The 17,778-nt window shown below is 46.2% G+C and carries 15 protein-coding genes and 5 tRNA genes; 3 read left to right on the top strand and 17 right to left on the bottom strand.

What is annotated here, in order from left to right:
- Positions 1 to 134 precede the first annotated feature (134 nt).
- From gloA to L5M17_RS05240, 13 genes are all read right to left on the bottom strand, one after another.
- Entirely contained in the window at positions 135 to 545 is a 411-nt protein-coding gene (gloA, locus tag L5M17_RS05300; RefSeq protein ID WP_263145750.1) for a lactoylglutathione lyase, read from the bottom strand.
- A 491-nt stretch (positions 546 to 1,036) separates the two neighbouring features.
- Positions 1,037 to 1,678 (bottom strand): endonuclease III, encoded by a 642-nt coding sequence (gene nth, locus L5M17_RS05295; protein ID WP_168825144.1) that lies wholly within the window; start codon positions 1,676 to 1,678, stop codon positions 1,037 to 1,039.
- Between the two features lie 204 nt (positions 1,679 to 1,882).
- Complete coding sequence (locus L5M17_RS05290; protein WP_028760019.1) at positions 1,883 to 2,581, bottom strand: electron transport complex subunit E; 699 nt, start codon at positions 2,579 to 2,581, stop codon at positions 1,883 to 1,885.
- Positions 2,574 to 3,212 carry an electron transport complex subunit RsxG gene (gene rsxG, locus L5M17_RS05285; RefSeq protein WP_105252444.1) on the bottom strand — a complete coding sequence of 213 codons (639 nt, stop codon included), beginning with the start codon at positions 3,210 to 3,212 and terminating at the stop codon, positions 2,574 to 2,576. The genes L5M17_RS05290 and rsxG overlap by 8 nt, the downstream gene beginning before the upstream one ends.
- A gap of 72 nt (positions 3,213 to 3,284) precedes the next feature.
- Positions 3,285 to 4,334 carry an electron transport complex subunit RsxD gene (gene rsxD, locus L5M17_RS05280; RefSeq protein WP_263145747.1) on the bottom strand — a complete coding sequence of 350 codons (1,050 nt, stop codon included), beginning with the start codon at positions 4,332 to 4,334 and terminating at the stop codon, positions 3,285 to 3,287.
- Between the two features lie 26 nt (positions 4,335 to 4,360).
- Complete coding sequence (rsxC, locus tag L5M17_RS05275) at positions 4,361 to 6,973, bottom strand: electron transport complex subunit RsxC (RefSeq protein ID WP_263145744.1); 2,613 nt, start codon at positions 6,971 to 6,973, stop codon at positions 4,361 to 4,363.
- Positions 6,967 to 7,566: an electron transport complex subunit RsxB gene (rsxB, locus tag L5M17_RS05270; RefSeq protein ID WP_263145741.1), complete on the bottom strand. Its 600-nt coding sequence runs from the start codon at positions 7,564 to 7,566 to the stop codon at positions 6,967 to 6,969. Before rsxB ends, rsxC begins: the two co-directional genes overlap by 7 nt.
- 1 nt (position 7,567) lies before the next feature.
- Positions 7,568 to 8,146: an electron transport complex subunit RsxA gene (gene rsxA, locus L5M17_RS05265; RefSeq protein ID WP_006081543.1), complete on the bottom strand. Its 579-nt coding sequence runs from the start codon at positions 8,144 to 8,146 to the stop codon at positions 7,568 to 7,570.
- 125 nt (positions 8,147 to 8,271) lie between these two features.
- Positions 8,272 to 10,176: a GGDEF domain-containing protein gene (locus tag L5M17_RS05260; RefSeq protein WP_263145739.1), complete on the bottom strand. Its 1,905-nt coding sequence runs from the start codon at positions 10,174 to 10,176 to the stop codon at positions 8,272 to 8,274.
- A 211-nt stretch (positions 10,177 to 10,387) separates the two neighbouring features.
- Positions 10,388 to 10,463: transfer RNA gene (locus L5M17_RS05255), tRNA-Asn, on the bottom strand.
- A 51-nt stretch (positions 10,464 to 10,514) separates the two neighbouring features.
- Positions 10,515 to 10,590: transfer RNA gene (locus L5M17_RS05250), tRNA-Asn, on the bottom strand.
- A 32-nt stretch (positions 10,591 to 10,622) separates the two neighbouring features.
- Positions 10,623 to 10,698, bottom strand: a tRNA-Asn gene (locus L5M17_RS05245).
- 57 nt (positions 10,699 to 10,755) lie between these two features.
- Positions 10,756 to 10,831: transfer RNA gene (locus tag L5M17_RS05240), tRNA-Asn, on the bottom strand.
- A 610-nt stretch (positions 10,832 to 11,441) separates the two neighbouring features.
- On the opposite strand from L5M17_RS05240, the gene L5M17_RS05235 reads away from it, so the two are divergent.
- Together L5M17_RS05235 and uvrB are read left to right on the top strand one after the other, a co-directional pair.
- Entirely contained in the window at positions 11,442 to 11,594 is a 153-nt protein-coding gene (locus tag L5M17_RS05235; protein ID WP_158497640.1) for a hypothetical protein, read from the top strand.
- Between the two features lie 305 nt (positions 11,595 to 11,899).
- A complete protein-coding gene (uvrB, locus tag L5M17_RS05230) occupies positions 11,900 to 13,906 on the top strand; it encodes an excinuclease ABC subunit UvrB (protein WP_028760013.1) in 2,007 nt (668 codons plus the stop codon).
- A 76-nt stretch (positions 13,907 to 13,982) separates the two neighbouring features.
- Here the strand turns inward: uvrB and rrtA are convergent, their stop codons facing one another.
- A complete protein-coding gene (gene rrtA / locus L5M17_RS05225; protein WP_263145734.1) occupies positions 13,983 to 14,579 on the bottom strand; it encodes a rhombosortase in 597 nt (198 codons plus the stop codon).
- Entirely contained in the window at positions 14,576 to 15,298 is a 723-nt protein-coding gene (gene queC, locus L5M17_RS05220; RefSeq protein WP_263145731.1) for a 7-cyano-7-deazaguanine synthase QueC, read from the bottom strand. Before queC ends, rrtA begins: the two co-directional genes overlap by 4 nt.
- 171 nt (positions 15,299 to 15,469) lie before the next feature.
- On the opposite strand from queC, the gene queE reads away from it, so the two are divergent.
- A complete protein-coding gene (queE, locus tag L5M17_RS05215; RefSeq protein ID WP_263145728.1) occupies positions 15,470 to 16,138 on the top strand; it encodes a 7-carboxy-7-deazaguanine synthase QueE in 669 nt (222 codons plus the stop codon).
- A gap of 98 nt (positions 16,139 to 16,236) precedes the next feature.
- Here queE and L5M17_RS05210 read toward each other — a convergent pair whose 3' ends face one another.
- Together L5M17_RS05210 and L5M17_RS05205 are read right to left on the bottom strand one after the other, a co-directional pair.
- Entirely contained in the window at positions 16,237 to 17,382 is a 1,146-nt protein-coding gene (locus L5M17_RS05210; RefSeq protein WP_263145726.1) for a PLP-dependent cysteine synthase family protein, read from the bottom strand.
- Between the two features lie 231 nt (positions 17,383 to 17,613).
- Positions 17,614 to 17,698: transfer RNA gene (locus L5M17_RS05205), tRNA-Tyr, on the bottom strand.
- Between the last annotated feature and the right edge of the window lie 80 nt (positions 17,699 to 17,778).

Raw genomic sequence — 17,778 nt, 5'->3', positions numbered from 1 at the left:
GTTTCTTTGTGCCTAACGCAAGATATAAATTATAAAAACAAAAATGCCGAATCTTGATTCGGCATTTCTCATTTAGCGAACTGTTCTGCTCAGTTAATCTAGCTCAGTTAATCTTCTTGCTCAGGTGGCAAGACTTAACCTAAACCTTTGGTCGCTGATTTCATTTGAATGAACTCAATTTTATAACCGTCTGGATCTTCAACAAACGCAATCTCAGTGGTACCACCTGTGACAGGACCTGGAGCACGAGTCACTTTGCCACCGGCTGCGGCAATCGCAGCGCAACGGGCGTAGATATCTTCATCGCCAATCGCTAAGTGGCCAAAGCCTGTGCCTAAATCATATTTGTCAGTGCCCCAGTTATAGGTCAGTTCAACTACGGCTTGGCCTGTGGATTCTTCACCGTAACCCACGAAAGCTAAAGAATATTTGTACTCTGGATTTTCAGAGGTGCGAAGTAGTTTCATGCCGAGCACTTCAGTATAAAAAGCAATACTGCGTTCTAAGTTACCGACGCGGATCATAGTATGTAATAGTTGCGACATAGGTCCTCTCTCTAAATAGATTACGGGGGTGGAGTATACCAAAAATCCGTAGATGGACCTCGATAAATGTCAGCCATTGTTTTTACAGCGCTTGACCCAGATTAAAGCTTAGGATAGGGAAATGATTGTCTGTAAGAGGGATTTTCAGGATTTAGAAGAGAAAATTGCCGATAAATTGGCTATCGCTCACAAAACACAGAGACAAACATGGGTTTTTATCACTGGGTTGATAATAATGTAGCCATACCAACTAGGAGAGTGAATGATGAACACCGAACTTAAAATGGCTTTAGGCACCACAGTTGTTATTGCTTTATTTTTCAGTGCGTTCTTTGTTTCAATGTTTTAACGACTAATACAAGTTTGAGTTAACCCAGTTCCAAGTTAAGCAAAAAGCCGCTATTGCGGCTTTTTGTTTGTTTGAAATCCAGTCTAATCAATGTGAAAACAACACTGAAACGTCAATTTACTCCACTCAGTTGATTCGAAGCTTATTCTTCAGGGTATATTTTTTCTTTAAACTCACATAAATCTTCAATGATACAGCTGCCACAGCGGGGTTTGCGCGCAAGGCAAGTGTAGCGGCCATGCAGGATAAACCAGTGGTGTACATCGACTTTAAATTCCGCCGGCACGACTTTTAGCATTTTCTCTTCCACTTCGACTACGTTCTTGCCGGGCGCGAATTTAGTGCGATTGGCGAGGCGGAAAATATGGGTGTCGACGGCGATGGTTGGCCAACCAAAGGCAGTGTTTAGTACCACGTTAGCCGTCTTGCGGCCAACGCCGGGCAGAGACTCTAGAGCTTCGCGGTTTTCTGGCACTTCACCATTGTATTTCTCAATTAAGATCTCACAGGCTTTGATCACATTGATGGCTTTGTTGTTATATAAGCCTATGGTTTTTATGTATTGCTTTAAACCCTCTACGCCAAGGGCATAAATGCTGTGGGCTGTGTTCGCCACAGGAAAGAGTTTATCCGTTGCCTTGTTAACACTCACATCTGTTGCTTGGGCCGATAACGTCACTGCCACTAGCAGTTCGAAGGGACTTGAAAAATTGAGTTCGGTTTCAGGTTTGGGATTGTTATCGCGAAGACGAGTGAGGATCTGGATACGTTTTTCTTGATTCATGTACGATTCCTGCGCTGTGGTGGGGTTCAACTCTCAACCGTTCATTATCACTATCTTATTAATGATGATTGATGAGTTTACAACCCACGTTCGCTGATTTTCTTATGCTTTGAGTTTTGCCGCTAATCATGTGCTAGGCACACATTAAACGCGTTAACACTAGGGCATATCTGATCGCCATAATGCCTGTCGTTACTTGAAAGCCTAACCTACCTTAGTGATCCGTGCGCGGGTAACACTCGGCTCTGCGGCGACTTGAGGTTGGCGTTCTTTGACTTTTTTATCAATCACATTTTTCAATGCGATCAATAATCCCATCACGATAAATGCGCCGGGTGGCAGCATAGCAAGGAGAAATGGGGTATCGACTTGCCATAGATGCATGGTTAACGATTTAGCCCATGGGCCGAGCAGTTGATCCGCACCATCAAACAGTGTGCCTTGACCTAAGATTTCCCGCGTTGCGCCCAGCACTGTAAGCACTAAAGTAAAACCAAGGCCCATCATTAGACCATCGAAGGCGGCACTAAACGCATTATTACGCGAGGCAAAGGCTTCGGCGCGGCCGATGATGATGCAGTTCGTCACAATTAATGGCAGGAAGATCCCAAGGGATAAATACAGGCCGTAGGCATAGGCATTAATGAGCAGTTGCACTGTGGTGACTAGCGCGGCGATGATCATCACAAACACAGGAATACGAATTTCTTTGGGCACATAGTCGCGCACCAGTGACACCAAAATGTTAGAGCCAATCAGCACCAGCATAGTGGCTAGACCAAGGCCAAGGGCGTTAGTGATCGTTGCAGTAACCGCGAGTAGCGGACATAAACCTAACAGTTGCACTAGGCCTGGGTTGTTTTTCCACAGTCCTTGCCACGCAATTTCGCGATAATTAGTCATGGTTGGCCTCACAATTTAGCGGCTGGCTGAAAATTTGTGCTTGGTTAGTGCTGAAATACCATACCGCGTTTTTGACTGCTTTAACATAAGCGCGCGGGGTAATGGTTGCACCGGTAAATTGGTCAAAATCGCCGCCATCTTTTTTAACTAACCATTGCTTATCATCTGCAGAGCCCAACACTTTACCAACAAACTGAGTGACCCAATTCGATTTACGTAGTTCAATTTTGTCACCCAGCCCAGGGGTTTCTTGATGGGACAAGGTACGTACGCCTAAGACTTCACCTTGGATATTAATCCCAACAATTAATTTGATATTACCGCTATAGCCATCGGGTGCTATGGCTTCCATGGCGATAGCGACAGGCTTGCCTGCATGGGTAGCAATATAGGCCGGCATTGGACTATCCGTGCCTAATGCTTCTTTGTTTAATAGCAAGGTACACTGAGCGGTAAGCTCGTTATCATGTATTTCATCAGGGATTAATTGTTGCAATACTCGCATCAATTCCTGTTGTTCTTGCTGCTTAATCTTGTCAAAGGTTTGTTGATTGACCGCGGCGACGAGACCCGTGCAAATCAAGGCAAACAGTGCCAATAAAAAACCATTTTTAATCATCGGATTTTTCAACTCTTTTTCCTTAAGCTCTCGTTGCCAGCAGAATGACATTATCTTGTAGCATGACTAGTCCGCCCAATGGCCTTAGCTAGCTGAATGACCATAGGTGCGTGGACGCACATAGTAGTCAATAAAAGGGGCGCAGAGGTTAGCCAATAACACGGCAAAGGCAAAGGCGTCAGGGTAACCGCCTTTAATGCGGATGATATACACCAACACACCAATTAACGCGCCGAAGATAATGCGACCTCGGGGGCTGGTTGCAGCTGTGACGGGATCGGTTGCGATAAAAAATGCCGCTAACATGGTCGCGCCAGAAAACAAATGTAATAGGGGACTGCCTTGGGTATCGGGCGACAGTAAGAAACCGATACTTGATGCAACAAAGAGCCCCAATAACACGCCAGTACTGATGTGCCAACGAATGGCTTTCAGTTTAAGTAACACTAAACCGCCAGCCAGATAAGCTAAATTCACCCAGAACCAACCTACGCCTGTGCTGCCATCAAAAATGGCTTTAGTCAGGCTTTCTGTGGTGGTTAATCCTAGGGATAAATCGGTTTTAAGGGTATCGAGTGGCGTCGCCATTGCGATGCCATCTATCCCTAAACGAAACTGTTCCAAGTTAACGTGGGCGCCAATGTTGAAGATAAGTTGCAAGCTCTCAGCTAGGCTAGGTGAATGCAGCGCAACGGTACTCGGTGCTATCCAAGTGGTCATTTGCACTGGGAATGAGATTAGCAGCAATACATACGCCGCCATTGCAGGGTTAAACAGGTTATGGCCTAAACCGCCGTAAAGGTGCTTAACGATAACGATCGCAAAGGCGGTGCCCATCACTATCATCCACCAAGGTGCTAGGGGAGGAATGGCGACACCAATCAAGATTGCGGTCAGCATGGCGCTGTTATCGCTAAGGCTGGCTTTGATATTACGATTGCGAAGTTTCATCACCGCGGCCTCACAACTTAAGGCTACGAGGATCGCCAGCAGGACTTGCACGAGTGTGCCCCAGCCAAAAAAGGCGCATTGCACCACAAGGCCCGGTAGTAAACATAAAATCACCCTTTGCATCACAGTTGAGGTTTGCAAATTACGTGTGACATGGGGTGATGAGGCTATTTTAAACGCCATTGTGTTCCCTTTTTATCATTCTGTTCTTAATCATTAGCAACACTTGAATCGCTCGAAGCTTCGGTTTTTTGAGCGAGTGCCGCTTTTTTGGCTTTCGCTTTGGCGATGGTCGCAGCAATCCGTGCTTTTTTAAGCTCATCGCCTGATAAGGCTGTCGTTTCAATGGGTTCTGCAATTTGTTCTGCGGATGGTAAAACGGCTTCGGGTTTAGCTGCGACGGCGTCAAGTGCTGCTATCGACGGCGATGCCACGTTAGCTTTAGTTTGAATGTCGTCAACGGACTCTATTTCAGACTCAGCAGCTGATGCCGCAGCTATTTTCTTCGCTTTAGCACGAGCAACAGCGGCGGCCACTTTGGCCTTTTTAATTGCTTCAGCGTCGTTAACGTCAGTAGCGGCTGCTTCTGTATCATCATTCACATCTGCTTGAACGCTAGCTGCGGAATCAACTGCTGGAGTCGCGGTCTGAGTTAAATCATTGTCAGCATTTGTCTCAACTTGCTGCGCGGCTTTTTTCGCTTTAGCACGGGCAACCGCGGCGGCTACTTTGGCTTTCTTAATCGCTTCTGAATCATTAACGTCACTAACGCTAACATCACTAACGCTAACGTCAGTATTGCTAACTTCAATATCACTAGCGGCGGTGTCTGCTTGCTGCGCCGCTTTCTTGGCTTTTGCCCGCGCGACTGCGGCAGCTACTTTGGCCTTTTTATCATCGGCAGCGCTGGCTTCTGGTGTACTGTCAGCCGTTTCAGTCGTTTCAAGCGGCGCGATATCGGCTTGCTGAGCCGCCTTTTTAGCTTTGGCGCGAGCAATGGCCGCGGCGACTTTGTCCTTCTGAGATAACGGCGCTTCTTGCGCGATTGCATCTGTTGCTAAGATGGAGTCGTTTGCGTCAACATTCACCGCATTGTCTGTTTTGGCACTGTCAGTTTCAGCACCATTGGTGTCAGTGCCATCGGCATTTGCTTGTGCAGCTTTTTTCGCCTTAGCACGGGCGATGGCGGCGGCAACGGCGGCCTTACCTTTTGGCACTTCCGTGGTGTCAGTTGTTGTGGCGCTTGACTCTTCGGTAATTGATTCGCCAGTGACTGATTGTGCCGCTGCGGCTTTTTTCGCGGCGATCCGTGCCATGGCTTCGGCGACTGCATTTTTATCCGTGCCAGTCATAGTCGCTTGTCGGCGCTCTGCGGCTTCTTTGGCCTTAGCTTCACGGGCAAGCTTTTCTTCTTCAAGACGCGCTAAACGGGCATCGAAACGCTGTTTAGCGCGCTCCGCTTGTTGCTTTTCATCGGCGGCTTGTTTAAGTGCAGACTTGGCAATGCGGTAATACTCGACTAAGGGAATATCACTCGGGCAGACGTAACTACAGCAACCGCATTCAATACAATCCTTTAGATTGTAGCTGGCAGCTTTGTCATATTCTTCGGCCTTGGCGTGCCAAAAGAGTTGCTGTGGCAATAGGAGAGCAGGGCAGGCATTGGCGCATTCGCCGCAGCGGATACAGGCTTTTTCTTCTGGCGTAGTTCCTATTTCTTGGCTGCTTGGCACCAGAATACAGTTAGTACCTTTTAAAATAGGCACTTGGATATTCGCCAATGCATGGCCCATCATAGGCCCGCCAATAATCACCTTTTGTTCAGGCTCTGGCGTGAACTCAGTCGCAGCAAGCACATGCTCAACAGGTGTGCCTATCGGTAACCAGTAGTTCCCCGGTTTACCGACATTTTTGCCCGTCACAGTCACAACGCGCTCAATCAGCGGTTTACCTTGGGTAACCGCTTGATGAATCGCAAAGGCAGTGCCGACGTTATGCACGACGATACCGAGTTTGGCGGGAATAGCGCCCGAGGGCACTTCGCGGCCAGTAATGATTTGAATTAACTGCTTTTCACCACCAGAAGGATATTTTGTCGGAATGACCGTTACCCGAATGCTGTCCGCTGGGAGCCCACATTGGACGACTGCAGCTTGCATGGCTTTGGCCGCTTCTGGCTTATTATCTTCAATGGCGATAACAATGCGTTTTGGCGTTAATAACCGATGAATAATGCCAATACCGGCGAGGATATCTTGGCTGTATTCGCGCATTAATCTGTCATCGGCGCTGATATAAGGTTCGCACTCGACGCCGTTGATGATGACTAAATCAATTTCACTGACCGGATTAAGCTTAATATGAGTTGGAAACGCCGCGCCGCCCATGCCTGCAATACCAGCAGCACGGATCTTATCGATCATCTGCTGATGGGTTAAATCCTCAAGCTCATTTTGCACCAGCTCACACCAAGTGTCTTTGCCATCGGCTTGGATAACGCAAGTGTTAACTGGCAATGCTGAAGCATGGTTACTGGCCCTTGGCTCAATGGCAACGATAGTGCCTGATGTCGGCGCATGCACAGGTAAATGCCAAATGGAGGTACCTTGAGTTAACGGTGTGCCTTTTAATACGCTATCGCCGATGTTTACCGCAAGTGTGCAGTTTTCACCGACTTGAGGGATGGGCACTAAGTACGTAGTGGCTAAGGGCAGTTGGCTAATCGGCGTCGCGTTCGAGAGGAATTTGACTTCGGGTGGATGTATACCACCGGGTGAGCGCCAAAGGGTTCCTTTATCTAATTGATCTAATAAAGTTAACACCGCTTTTCCTCTTCTAACTGTGGTTCTTGGCTCTGAATCTCTTGAATGAGAGTCACTGGGATGGCATTTAAGCGCCAGTTCCAATTTTTAAGATTCTGGGTGACTGGGATCATATCAATACAATCGACGGGACAAGGCTCAACACAGAGATCGCAACCCGTGCAATCGGTTGTCAGCACAGTATGCATAAGCTTACCTGCACCGATAATCGCATCCACAGGGCAGGCTTGAATACACTTAGTGCAGCCAATACATTCGTCTTCACGTATGTAGGCTACCTTTTTCACTTGAGATTGTGCCTCGGCATTCAGCGGCTCTGGCTCGACGCCCATCAGGGTCGCCAGTTTTTCCATGGTGGCAGTGCCGCCGGGAGGGCATTTGTTGACTTTATCACCGTTGGCAATCGCTTCAGCATAAGGGCGACAGCCAGGGTAACCACATTGACCACATTGTGTTTGTGGCAGAATCGCTTCGAGTTCATCGACAATCGGATTGCCTTCAACCTTAAATTTAACGGCGGCAAAACCGAGTAATAGCCCAAAGACTAATGCCAATAGGGTCAACAATATGACTGCAATTAAAATTCCGGACATCTTACTTAACCAATCCTGTGAATCCCATAAAGGCGAGGGACATAAGACCTGCGGTGATCATCGCTATGGCGCCGCCTTTGAAAGGTAAGGGGACATCTGCGGCAGCTAAACGTTCGCGCATCGCCGAGAAGAGAATTAACACTAATGAGAAGCCTAACGCAGCACCAAAGCCATAGATAGCCGATTGGATAAAATCGTGCTTCTCGTTAACGTTCAATAGGGCAACACCCAACACAGCACAGTTAGTTGTGATCAGCGGCAGGTAAATGCCTAAAGCGCGATGCAGTGCAGCACTGGTTTTTTGCACCACCATTTCAGTAAATTGCACCACAACCGCAATCACTAAAATGAAGCTCATGGTTCGCAGGTAGCTCAGATCAAAGGGCAATAGTAGATACTGGTTGACGAGGTAACTGAGAATCGAGGCTAACGTCAGCACAAAAGTGGTCGCCATAGACATGCCAATAGCGGACTCCAGTTTACTGGAGACCCCCATGAAAGGACACAAGCCTAAGAATTTTACTAAAACGAAATTGTTGACCAGTACTGTACTGATCAACAAGAGGAGATATTCAGTCATCTCAATACTTTTCTAAACGGATCTTGGCCGTATTATCGACTTTTCCGTTTGCATAAACAACATATAGAATGCAGGGTTAACCATCTTTACTGTAAATTTTGGCGACGAATTAACCCGTTAAAGTATTAAATTTGATCTGTAATCGCCATGGCTTGGGGCTGTGCTATGTAATAGCCTTGCAATCCATCAACTAAGAGTTTTTCGAGGGTGAGTTTTTCTTCTTGGCGTTCGACGCTGGTCGCAATAACCCGAATGCCTATCCGTCTTGCAACATCCACCATCATACGGACGAAGAACTTATTATTGCTGTCTTCATCGATGTTCGATGTGTAGCTGCCATCAAGCTTTATGTAGTCTGGGCGCACTTCGCTGAAGAATTTGAAGGACGTAAAGCTCATGCCAAAACGCTCTATCGACACCCGTGATCCAACGCTATGTATTTCGCGAACGAACTTATAGCTTGCCCCTAAGTTAGACTGCATACCTGACTCATTGATCTCAAATACTAAGCGCGAGGCGATGTATTTTTGCTTGCCTAAAATGTCCTTTAGCCAAGCGACAAACATATCTTGATGCGCAGAAAATGCGCTGATATTGATGCCAAAGTTACCCGAAATGGTCGGGTTTTCCTTAAGCATTCTTAATGCACTGATCACCACCAGTTTATCTAATTCAGAACTCATACCGTGACGTTCGGCCATAGCGATCACTGTGGTGGTCGGTAAAAACTTACCTTCGCTATTGTAAAAGCGCGCCAACAACTCACGGTAAACCTCTACATCGGTACGACACGGCTGAATTGGCTGTTGGTAGAATTTTAATGCTTGGCGAGTGACTAAATCATTGATCGCCATTTTCCAGCGATCATCACCAAACTGCTCGTCACCATTGAGTTTTTCTTGGATATGATAGCTATTCGGTCCAAGGGTCTGCGCTATGCTGACTGCGGTATCCGCAATCGTCAGCAAATTAACCGCATCGGTACCTTGGTGATAGGGAACTAAACCGATATGGGCAACAGATTCCGCTTTTGTCATCTGCAAATATTCATCGAGATAAATTTTTAATTGGTCTAAAAATTTTGGCGCATCCTTCAGCATGACATCAGGAATAAAGATGGCAAAATCAGCGCTCGATACCCTGAAACATTCTGCGTCTGAATACTTACTACAGGCTTTGCGGATACAATTGGCCACCCTTGAAAGATAATCATCCCCTGCAGTTCGCCCTTGTTTTTGATTGATTTGCGCAAGCTCTGTGGCTTTAACCATTGCCATCAGCCCCAATTGAGGAATATCGGGATTGCTTATGGTTTCTAATTTTTGGGTAAAGCGCTGGCGACTACCAAAACCCGTCACTGTGTCTTGATAGGCCGCTTTATGCAGCTTTTCATTCTCTTGATTGAGTTTATCGATTTGGGCTTTAAGTTGAAGACGACATTCTTCAAGGGATATTCCAATGGGGTTGAGCTCACCTGTGAGTTTTGATGATGCGACAGCAGAAAACCCTAACTCAGGTATTTTTGAAATATAATCAGCAGCATAACGTATTGCCGCCCTATGTTTTGACATTAACAGAATAAACTCTATCAGCAAGATAAGGTAAGCCACCAGTAACATGATACCGAGCTTTTGAGTATGACTAATCGAAGTTTCAATCGCTTGGTTTGCACTGAGTTTGACTTGTAAACGACCGGTTGCCAATTTTTGTGTATGACTGAGCTCGATAGAAAATAAACGGGCTAAAGGATGAGGATGTTGGCTGTCTAAACGACCTTCGGTATGACTCCGTTGGCCATCGGTATCATCAATATATTGGAAAAATTGGAATGGGTAATTTTCAGAAAGCTTTTTGAAGAGTTCGGCGCCATCACCTTGCCATTGTTGGTAGCGGGTTAAACTGGTTTTAAAGCTATCCAGTTCTTGCTGTTGTTGGATTTGTAATTGGCTATTTTCGCTTTGATAAACCCAAGCAAAAAGACCTAAGAAAATAAGCAGTAAAAAAATTGGATATGATTTTGACATGGCCATAAAAATCCGCTCTATTTTTTTGGGTGAGCTCAAACAGGATAAGTTTAAGTCAAGAATACTTAACTGCAGCTATCTGTGTGATGACACTCATAAATTTTTATTAATAAGCTGATAACAGTGTAACTGCATTTGCTTAAAAACAAAACGGAAAAGAATAGGGTAACTAGAAGCCAGAAGAGGCAAAGACACGGGAACAAAACGAAGAATAAATTGGCTCCCCTGACTGGACTTGAACCAGTGACATACGGATTAACAGTCCGCCGTTCTACCGACTGAACTACAGGGGAGTAGAGGGTGCGATATTGCTATCGACTTTACAGAAATAACATTTTTTAAATTGGCTCCCCTGACTGGACTTGAACCAGTGACATACGGATTAACAGTCCGCCGTTCTACCGACTGAACTACAGGGGAATCATTTTAATGCTTCAGCTTGATAATGTAATTGGCTCCCCTGACTGGACTTGAACCAGTGACATACGGATTAACAGTCCGCCGTTCTACCGACTGAACTACAGGGGAATTGTTTACAACTTATCTTACTGCTTGTTCTAACTCATTTTTATCATGTGCTTAAAGTGGCTCCCCTGACTGGACTTGAACCAGTGACATACGGATTAACAGTCCGCCGTTCTACCGACTGAACTACAGGGGAATCGTTTCACACAATCGTAGCGACTCGTTGAGAACGGAGCGCATAGTAAAACGCTCTGTTGGATGAGTCAACTCGAGTTACTAAAAAAAGTGTAATTATGCTGTTAAGTGCTCATCTAATGTGCATCGTGGTGCAGAATTCGACATTTTTCGTGAAAAACCACTTAACAATTCGCAATATAGCCATAATTGAGTCCATCGTTTTTAAGCGGTGATTCTATGAAATTGAAATCATTCGCTAAATAATCGACACCGTTTTCGGTACTTGGTCGAGTACTTAAGACTCAAACCGCTCAAAAAAGGATCTCAGGTGGGGTAATGTGAATTTACTCAGTTCTTTATACCGATAGAAAACGTGGGTTATCTTTTCGCTGTTAAAGCCCGTTTTTCTGTTTTAACAAGTTTGCTGTTGTTGATGGAGGTGTTAATTGAGGCTTTATCGAATTAGCGTGAGCTGTTTTTCAAATTAAGTGATGCACTTCACTATAAGTTGTGGCACCAGATGCGCGACTACAGCTCGCGTTAATTACAGTTAGTGAAATTGATACAAGTAGCAACATTTATCAAATGTAATTAAATTACTAAATGCCGAGAGACGGTTGTTAAGACACATGACAGCCTCCAATCCCGCGTGGTTTCTAGGTTATTTCGACTTATCAACAAAATCTGTGGATAACCCTGTGAGTTGTCCTGAAAAATGGCCGCCAAAGCCTTGGGGTATGGGCGGCGGACTTAAAATGCACTATTTTGGGGTTCAAAAATAAATTTAAGCATTATCAAATGCATACTAAAAGCAAGTGGTTTTTGTTGAGGGTGAAAACAAGGTTGCAATTTTGTAATCGAACGAAATTGATTTCTTGTGTATTAAATTGGCATTTTTGCTTAGTTTGCGGGTGTTTTGTGAGCAAAAAACGCTGAAAACGCCTTAGTTTAAAAGTTTCATGTTTCTTCCTTTAAATTGTCATCTTGCGGTTTTAGATCGTATTGATATGACGACAGGAAGGATAACTGTGGAGCTTAGTCGGTGACTTGATTAGAATGGGGCGACTCACTAAAAGGATATGTGCGCGTGTCAGAATCTGTTTTTCAGCTTGAATCGCAATTCGCCCCCGCAGGCGACCAACCTACAGCGATTGCCAAATTAGTCGATGGACTCGAAGCGGGTCTGGCTTGCCAAACTTTACTCGGGGTGACGGGCTCAGGTAAAACCTTCACGATTGCCAATGTGATCCAAAAGTTAGGTCGGCCCACGATTATCATGGCGCCTAATAAAACCTTGGCGGCGCAGCTTTATGGCGAGATGAAAGAGTTCTTTCCCCATAATGCGGTCGAGTATTTCGTTTCTTACTACGATTACTATCAGCCCGAAGCCTATGTACCTGCATCAAATACCTTTATCGAAAAGGACGCTTCGGTTAATGCTCACATTGAGCAGATGCGTTTATCCGCCACTAAGGCGCTATTAGAGCGTAAGGATGTGGTGCTGATTGCTTCGGTGTCGGCTATTTATGGCTTGGGCGATCCCGATTCCTATTTAAAAATGTTGCTGCATCTACGCCAAGGCGATGTGATGGGGCAGCGTGACATCTTAATTCGTCTCAGTGAATTGCAGTACAAGCGCAATGATATTGAGCTACAACGTGGTACTTATCGTGTGCGCGGTGAAGTGATTGATATTTTCCCCGCCGATTCTGAGCGTAATGCCATTCGAGTCGAGTTGTTCGACGATGAGATTGAACGCTTAAGTGAGTTTGACCCGTTAACGGGCCATATTATTAAACGTATCGCCCGCACGACGGTTTACCCTAAAACACACTATGTCACGCCGCGGGAAAAAATTATCGCTGCCACTGAGTTTATTAAAGAAGAACTGCGTGAGCGTAAACAATATCTACTTGATAACAACAAGTTAATTGAAGCCCAGCGTATCCATGAGCGGGTGCAATACGATGTGGAAATGATGGTGGAGTTGGGTTATTGCTCTGGCATCGAAAACTACTCGCGCTATTTGTCTGGCCGCGCACCGGGGGAAGGGCCACCAACCTTGCTCGACTATTTGCCTGCCGACGGCTTATTAATTATCGATGAATCCCATGTGACTGTGCCGCAAATCGGCGCTATGTACAAAGGTGACCGTTCCCGTAAAACCACACTTGTGGAATATGGTTTCCGCTTACCGTCCGCCTTGGATAACCGACCGCTCAAATTTGAAGAGTTTGAGCAATTGATGCCGCAAACTATCTATGTGTCGGCAACACCGAGTGCCTACGAGCTGGAAAAGAGCGAAGGCGAAATTGCTGAGCAGGTCGTGCGGCCAACGGGATTACTCGATCCTGAATTAGAAGTGCGCCCCGTTGGGACCCAAGTGGACGATTTATTGTCTGAAATCGCCAAGCGAGTGGCCGTCAATGAGCGGGTGTTAGTGACGACGTTGACTAAGCGTATGTCGGAGGATTTGACTGAATACCTCGACGAACATGGCGTAAAAGTGCGTTATCTGCATTCGGACATAGACACAGTCGAACGGGTTGAGATCATCCGCGATCTGCGTTTAGGTAAGTTTGATGTGCTGGTTGGGATCAACTTATTGCGCGAAGGCTTAGATATGCCTGAAGTGTCATTGGTGTGTATTTTAGATGCCGATAAAGAGGGCTTCTTGCGCTCTGAACGCTCGCTCATCCAAACGATTGGCCGCGCGGCGCGTAACGTCAATGGTAAAGTGATCCTCTATGCCGATCGCATCACCAATTCGATGGAGAAAGCGATAGGTGAAACTGACCGACGTCGTGAACGTCAGCGGGCGCACAACTTAAAACACGGTATTACGCCTAAGGGCGTCGTTAAACGGATCACCGATGTGATGGATGTGGATGATGGCCGCGACAGTAAAGCTGTGTATGGCAAAGTGGCTGAGCCTAAGTCCCATTACCATAAAGCCGATGCGGCAGAGTTGAGCCATCAAATCGATCAGCTTGAGAAGAAGATGCATGAACATGCGCGCAACTTAGAGTTTGAACAAGCGGCGGCAATGCGTGATGAAGTCAAGCACCTGCGGGACCTGTTGATCAAAGCCTAGATTTATTCTTGCGCTCAGCATTAAAAAAGCCGTCCAGCAATCATGCAGCGACGGCTTTTTAATATCTTGACTTGGATTAAGCAGGGACTTTTGATTGGCTCATTTTTAGCTTGATAAACACCGCTAAAGCGCAAATCAGCCCGCAGATTAAGCCGACCAAATGCGCCTCGGTTGCCACGCGCGCACCTATCATGGCGGTGACATCACTGCTGGCACCATAAAGCTGTTCGTAACCGACCTTGATGATAACGCCAACGAGCAGCAGATAGCCTGAGCGCAGCTTACGGACAATATCCTGCACTGCGCCGTAGGCGAACAAGCCATGCAACATACCGCTTAAGCCGACATAACCAAGCAATTGCGGATAGCCTAAATACAAGCCTATACCTTCAAGTAAACATAACACGAAAAATAGTGCACTTAAGCCTTTGAGATGATAATGAAAATGGTGCAAAAATAGCACCACCCACAGCCCTGCAAGGTTCATCAATAGATGCCATTGATTCGTGTGCAGTAAATTTCCACTGATTAATCGCCACCATTCACCCTCACTAATTGCACTGCGGCGATAGGCGAGTAAGTTATCGACAGTGGGGCTTGCTAAGCCTGCGGCATACAAACCCGCACAGATCAGACTCACCATCAGCGCGACCCAATAGGGACTGCGTGTCATGCTTTTAGCTCGCTGGCGTCAAGCTCAGCCATAACCGCCGCTTTATTCTGTAGATAGTCATCTAATCCACGTTTGCGAAGATGACAGGCAGGGCAATCACCACAGCCATCGCCAATCACGCCGTTATAACAGGTGAGAGTATGGTGGCGAACCAGATCAAGTTGCCGATATTTATCCGCCAGTGCCCAGGTTTGTGCCTTATTGAGCCACATTAAAGGCGTGATGATTTTTAGTTGCTTATCCATGCCTTGAACTAAGGCGGATTCCATCGCTTTGACAAAATCGTTACGACAATCAGGGTAGCCTGAAAAATCAGTTTCACACACGCCTGTGATAATCGCCTGCGCCCCTAATTGATAGGCATAAATACCTGCAAGCGTTAAAAATAAAATATTACGGCCGGGTACGAAGGTATTGGGTAAGCCATTTTCCATCAACTCGTGTGAAACGGGTATCGCATCACGGGTGAGGGCTGAAATAGCTAACTCATTGAGTAAGGTGACATCCATGACTTTATGGCTGGTGATCTTCAAGCGTTTTGCTAAGGATTTGGCAACTTCAATTTCTTCGCGGTGACGTTGACCGTAGTCAAAAGTGATCCCATGTACTTCATCGTACTGGGTTAGGGCTTGAATAAGACAGGTTGTTGAGTCTTGACCGCCACTGAATACCACCACTGCTTTGGACACCACTGTTTTTGACACTAAGCTCGTTGACATAAAGGATTTCACTTCACCGTAGAACAGGTATAAATAGGTCGTTAGTGTAACTCAGGCCTTAGGGCTTGCAAACTCTGACTATAGGGTCGAAATAGGCTTTCTCGGCGCAAAAACTTGCAGCTCAAGCTAAAATCCACTATAAATGCCGCCCCAGAAAAGTGGAACGTCAGTATGAATTACCCTGTCAACGAAGTATTTGAAACCATTCAAGGTGAAGGTGTCTTTACCGGAGTACCCGCCATATTTGTCCGCCTACAAGGTTGTCCCGTGGGATGTGCTTGGTGCGATACGAAACAGACATGGGATGTGCTTGAAGTGAATAAAGTGACGCCAGAGCAAGTCATTAGCGTAGACGGCACTATTGGTCGCTGGGCAGATCATACGGCGCAAAGTCTTATTGCTGCTTTTCACGCTAAAGGCTTTACTGCGCGGCATATCGTGATCACCGGCGGTGAGCCTTGTATGTACGATTTACGCGAATTAACCGAGACCTTGCACAGTCAAGGCTTTGCGACTCAAATCGAAACCAGTGGCACCTTTGAAATCAACTGTGCCGATGACACTTGGGTGACAGTATCACCCAAGGTGAACATGAAAGGGGGCTATCAGGTATTAGCACAGGCGCTGAACCGCGCCAATGAGATTAAGCATCCTATCGCTACTGAAAATCACATCGATGAACTTGATGAGTTACTGCATGACATCGATATTTCAGCGAAAACGATTTGCCTGCAGCCGATTAGTCAAAAGCCTAGAGCGACAGAACTGGCGATGAAAGTGTGTATCGCCCGTAATTGGCGCTTATCGATCCAGACCCATAAGTATTTGAATATTGATTAATGCTAATTTGCAAAGCATAAAAAACGCCTCACAGTTGTGGGGCGTTTTTTATGGTGGATGTTTTGTGGATTCTAAACCTAACGACTTAATACAGTTGCTTAATCAAGCTCACTTAACTGGCCGAAATGATTAAATGCTGCAAGTTGGCGCTGATAGGGCGCAATATCGCCGATGTTAGCTGTAATCCAATCTGTATCGTAATAAGTATCAAGGTAACGCTCACCCGAGTCACAAATGAGGGTTACTATTGAGCCTTGCTCTCCACGCGCTTGCATTTGTACCGCCAGTTGCAATGCTCCGTACAGGTTGGTTCCTGTGGATGCGCCGGTTTTACGGCCAATCAATTGTTCTAACCAATGAATCGTCGCCACCGATGCGGCGTCGGGAATTTGCAGCATAGTATCGACAACACCTGGGATAAACGATGGCTCGACTCTCGGTCGACCTATGCCTTCAATCTTACTGCCATTGCAACAGGTTAAGCTGGCATCGCCGCTCTGATAGTAATCAAAAAAAACGGAGTTTTGCGGGTCGACCACGCAAAGTTGTGTTGCCAACCTCTGATAGCGAATGTAGCGGCCTATGGTCGCCGATGTGCCGCCAGTGCCTGGGCTCATCACTATCCAGCGCGGGATTGTGTGTGGCTCGCGCTCCATCTGATTGAAAATCGAGTTAGCGATATTGTTATTACCGCGCCAGTCGGTTGCACGCTCGGCGTAGGTGAATTGATCCATATAATGTCCGCCTAGCTCTGCGGCAAGGCGCGCCGATTCGGCGTAAATCTCACTGGAATGATCGACAAAATGACATTGACCGCCATAGAAAGTGATCTGCTCAATCTTCTTTTTAGCTGTGCTTTTGGGCATTACGGCAATAAAAGGTAAACCGAGTAAGCGGGCAAAGTAGGCTTCAGAAATCGCTGTGCTGCCCGATGAGGATTCGATAATCGGCGTGCCTTGCTTAATCCAGCCGTTACACAGGGCATAGAGGAAGAGTGAGCGGGCGAGGCGATGCTTTAAGCTGCCTGTCGGGTGGGTACTTTCATCTTTGAGATAAATATCTATGCCATCGAGCATAGGTAATTCAAGCTTAATCAAGTGGGTATCGGCGCTGCGCTGAAAATCCGCTTCAATCTTGCCTATCGCGTGGGCTTCCCATGTTGGGCAGAGTCTGTGAGCGCTGTGAGAATCCACTGGTGGTTGAATCGTGTTAGAAATCATAGTAGTCACATCGAAAGAGATCATTTTCAGAGCATATCACAGGGACGGGCAAAGCGGTTTTATTGGATGAGCTTGAAGTCATTCGCTTAAAGTAGAGCACGACGTAATTGAAATCAAAAACAAATGTCGCTCACCAAGAGGTTTACTTAATATAGAAATGCCAAGAATTTAATTAGATTAAGCTGGAACAGTCAGATTAAGTTGAAAAAGACTATGCGGAAGTGGAACAAGAAGGATATGCGAGAGTGAAAGAAATGGTGGAGGGAGAAGGATTCGAACCTTCGAAGGCTGAGCCGTCAGATTTACAGTCTGATCCCTTTGGCCACTCGGGAACCCCTCCACAAACTTTCTTTTTAGCTTTACAACTGACTTTTAAAATTGTCTTTCAAAACATCATCAATAACGGACTTGTTTATCAAG

The organism is Shewanella sp. SW24, assembly GCF_025653395.1.
GTDB lineage: Bacteria > Pseudomonadota > Gammaproteobacteria > Enterobacterales > Shewanellaceae > Shewanella > Shewanella oncorhynchi.
The sequence above is the reverse complement of the archived record's forward strand: the minus strand, read 5'-3'. Positions and strand labels throughout refer to the sequence as shown.

Excerpts from the sequence above, each read along its gene's own strand:
- gloA (WP_263145750.1), bottom strand. The coding sequence starts at position 545 with ATGTCGCAACTATTACATACTATGATCCGCGTCGGTAACTTAGAACGC.
- nth (WP_168825144.1), bottom strand. The coding sequence starts at position 1,678 with ATGAATCAAGAAAAACGTATCCAGATCCTCACTCGTCTTCGCGATAAC.
- L5M17_RS05290 (WP_028760019.1), bottom strand. The coding sequence starts at position 2,581 with ATGACTAATTATCGCGAAATTGCGTGGCAAGGACTGTGGAAAAACAAC.
- rsxD (WP_263145747.1), bottom strand. The coding sequence starts at position 4,334 with ATGGCGTTTAAAATAGCCTCATCACCCCATGTCACACGTAATTTGCAA.
- rsxB (WP_263145741.1), bottom strand. The coding sequence starts at position 7,566 with ATGTCCGGAATTTTAATTGCAGTCATATTGTTGACCCTATTGGCATTA.
- rsxA (WP_006081543.1), bottom strand. The coding sequence starts at position 8,146 with ATGACTGAATATCTCCTCTTGTTGATCAGTACAGTACTGGTCAACAAT.
- L5M17_RS05260 (WP_263145739.1), bottom strand. The coding sequence starts at position 10,176 with ATGGCCATGTCAAAATCATATCCAATTTTTTTACTGCTTATTTTCTTA.
- L5M17_RS05235 (WP_158497640.1), top strand. The coding sequence starts at position 11,442 with ATGACAGCCTCCAATCCCGCGTGGTTTCTAGGTTATTTCGACTTATCA.
- rrtA (WP_263145734.1), bottom strand. The coding sequence starts at position 14,579 with ATGACACGCAGTCCCTATTGGGTCGCGCTGATGGTGAGTCTGATCTGT.
- queC (WP_263145731.1), bottom strand. The coding sequence starts at position 15,298 with ATGTCAACGAGCTTAGTGTCAAAAACAGTGGTGTCCAAAGCAGTGGTG.
- queE (WP_263145728.1), top strand. The coding sequence starts at position 15,470 with ATGAATTACCCTGTCAACGAAGTATTTGAAACCATTCAAGGTGAAGGT.
- L5M17_RS05210 (WP_263145726.1), bottom strand. The coding sequence starts at position 17,382 with ATGATCTCTTTCGATGTGACTACTATGATTTCTAACACGATTCAACCA.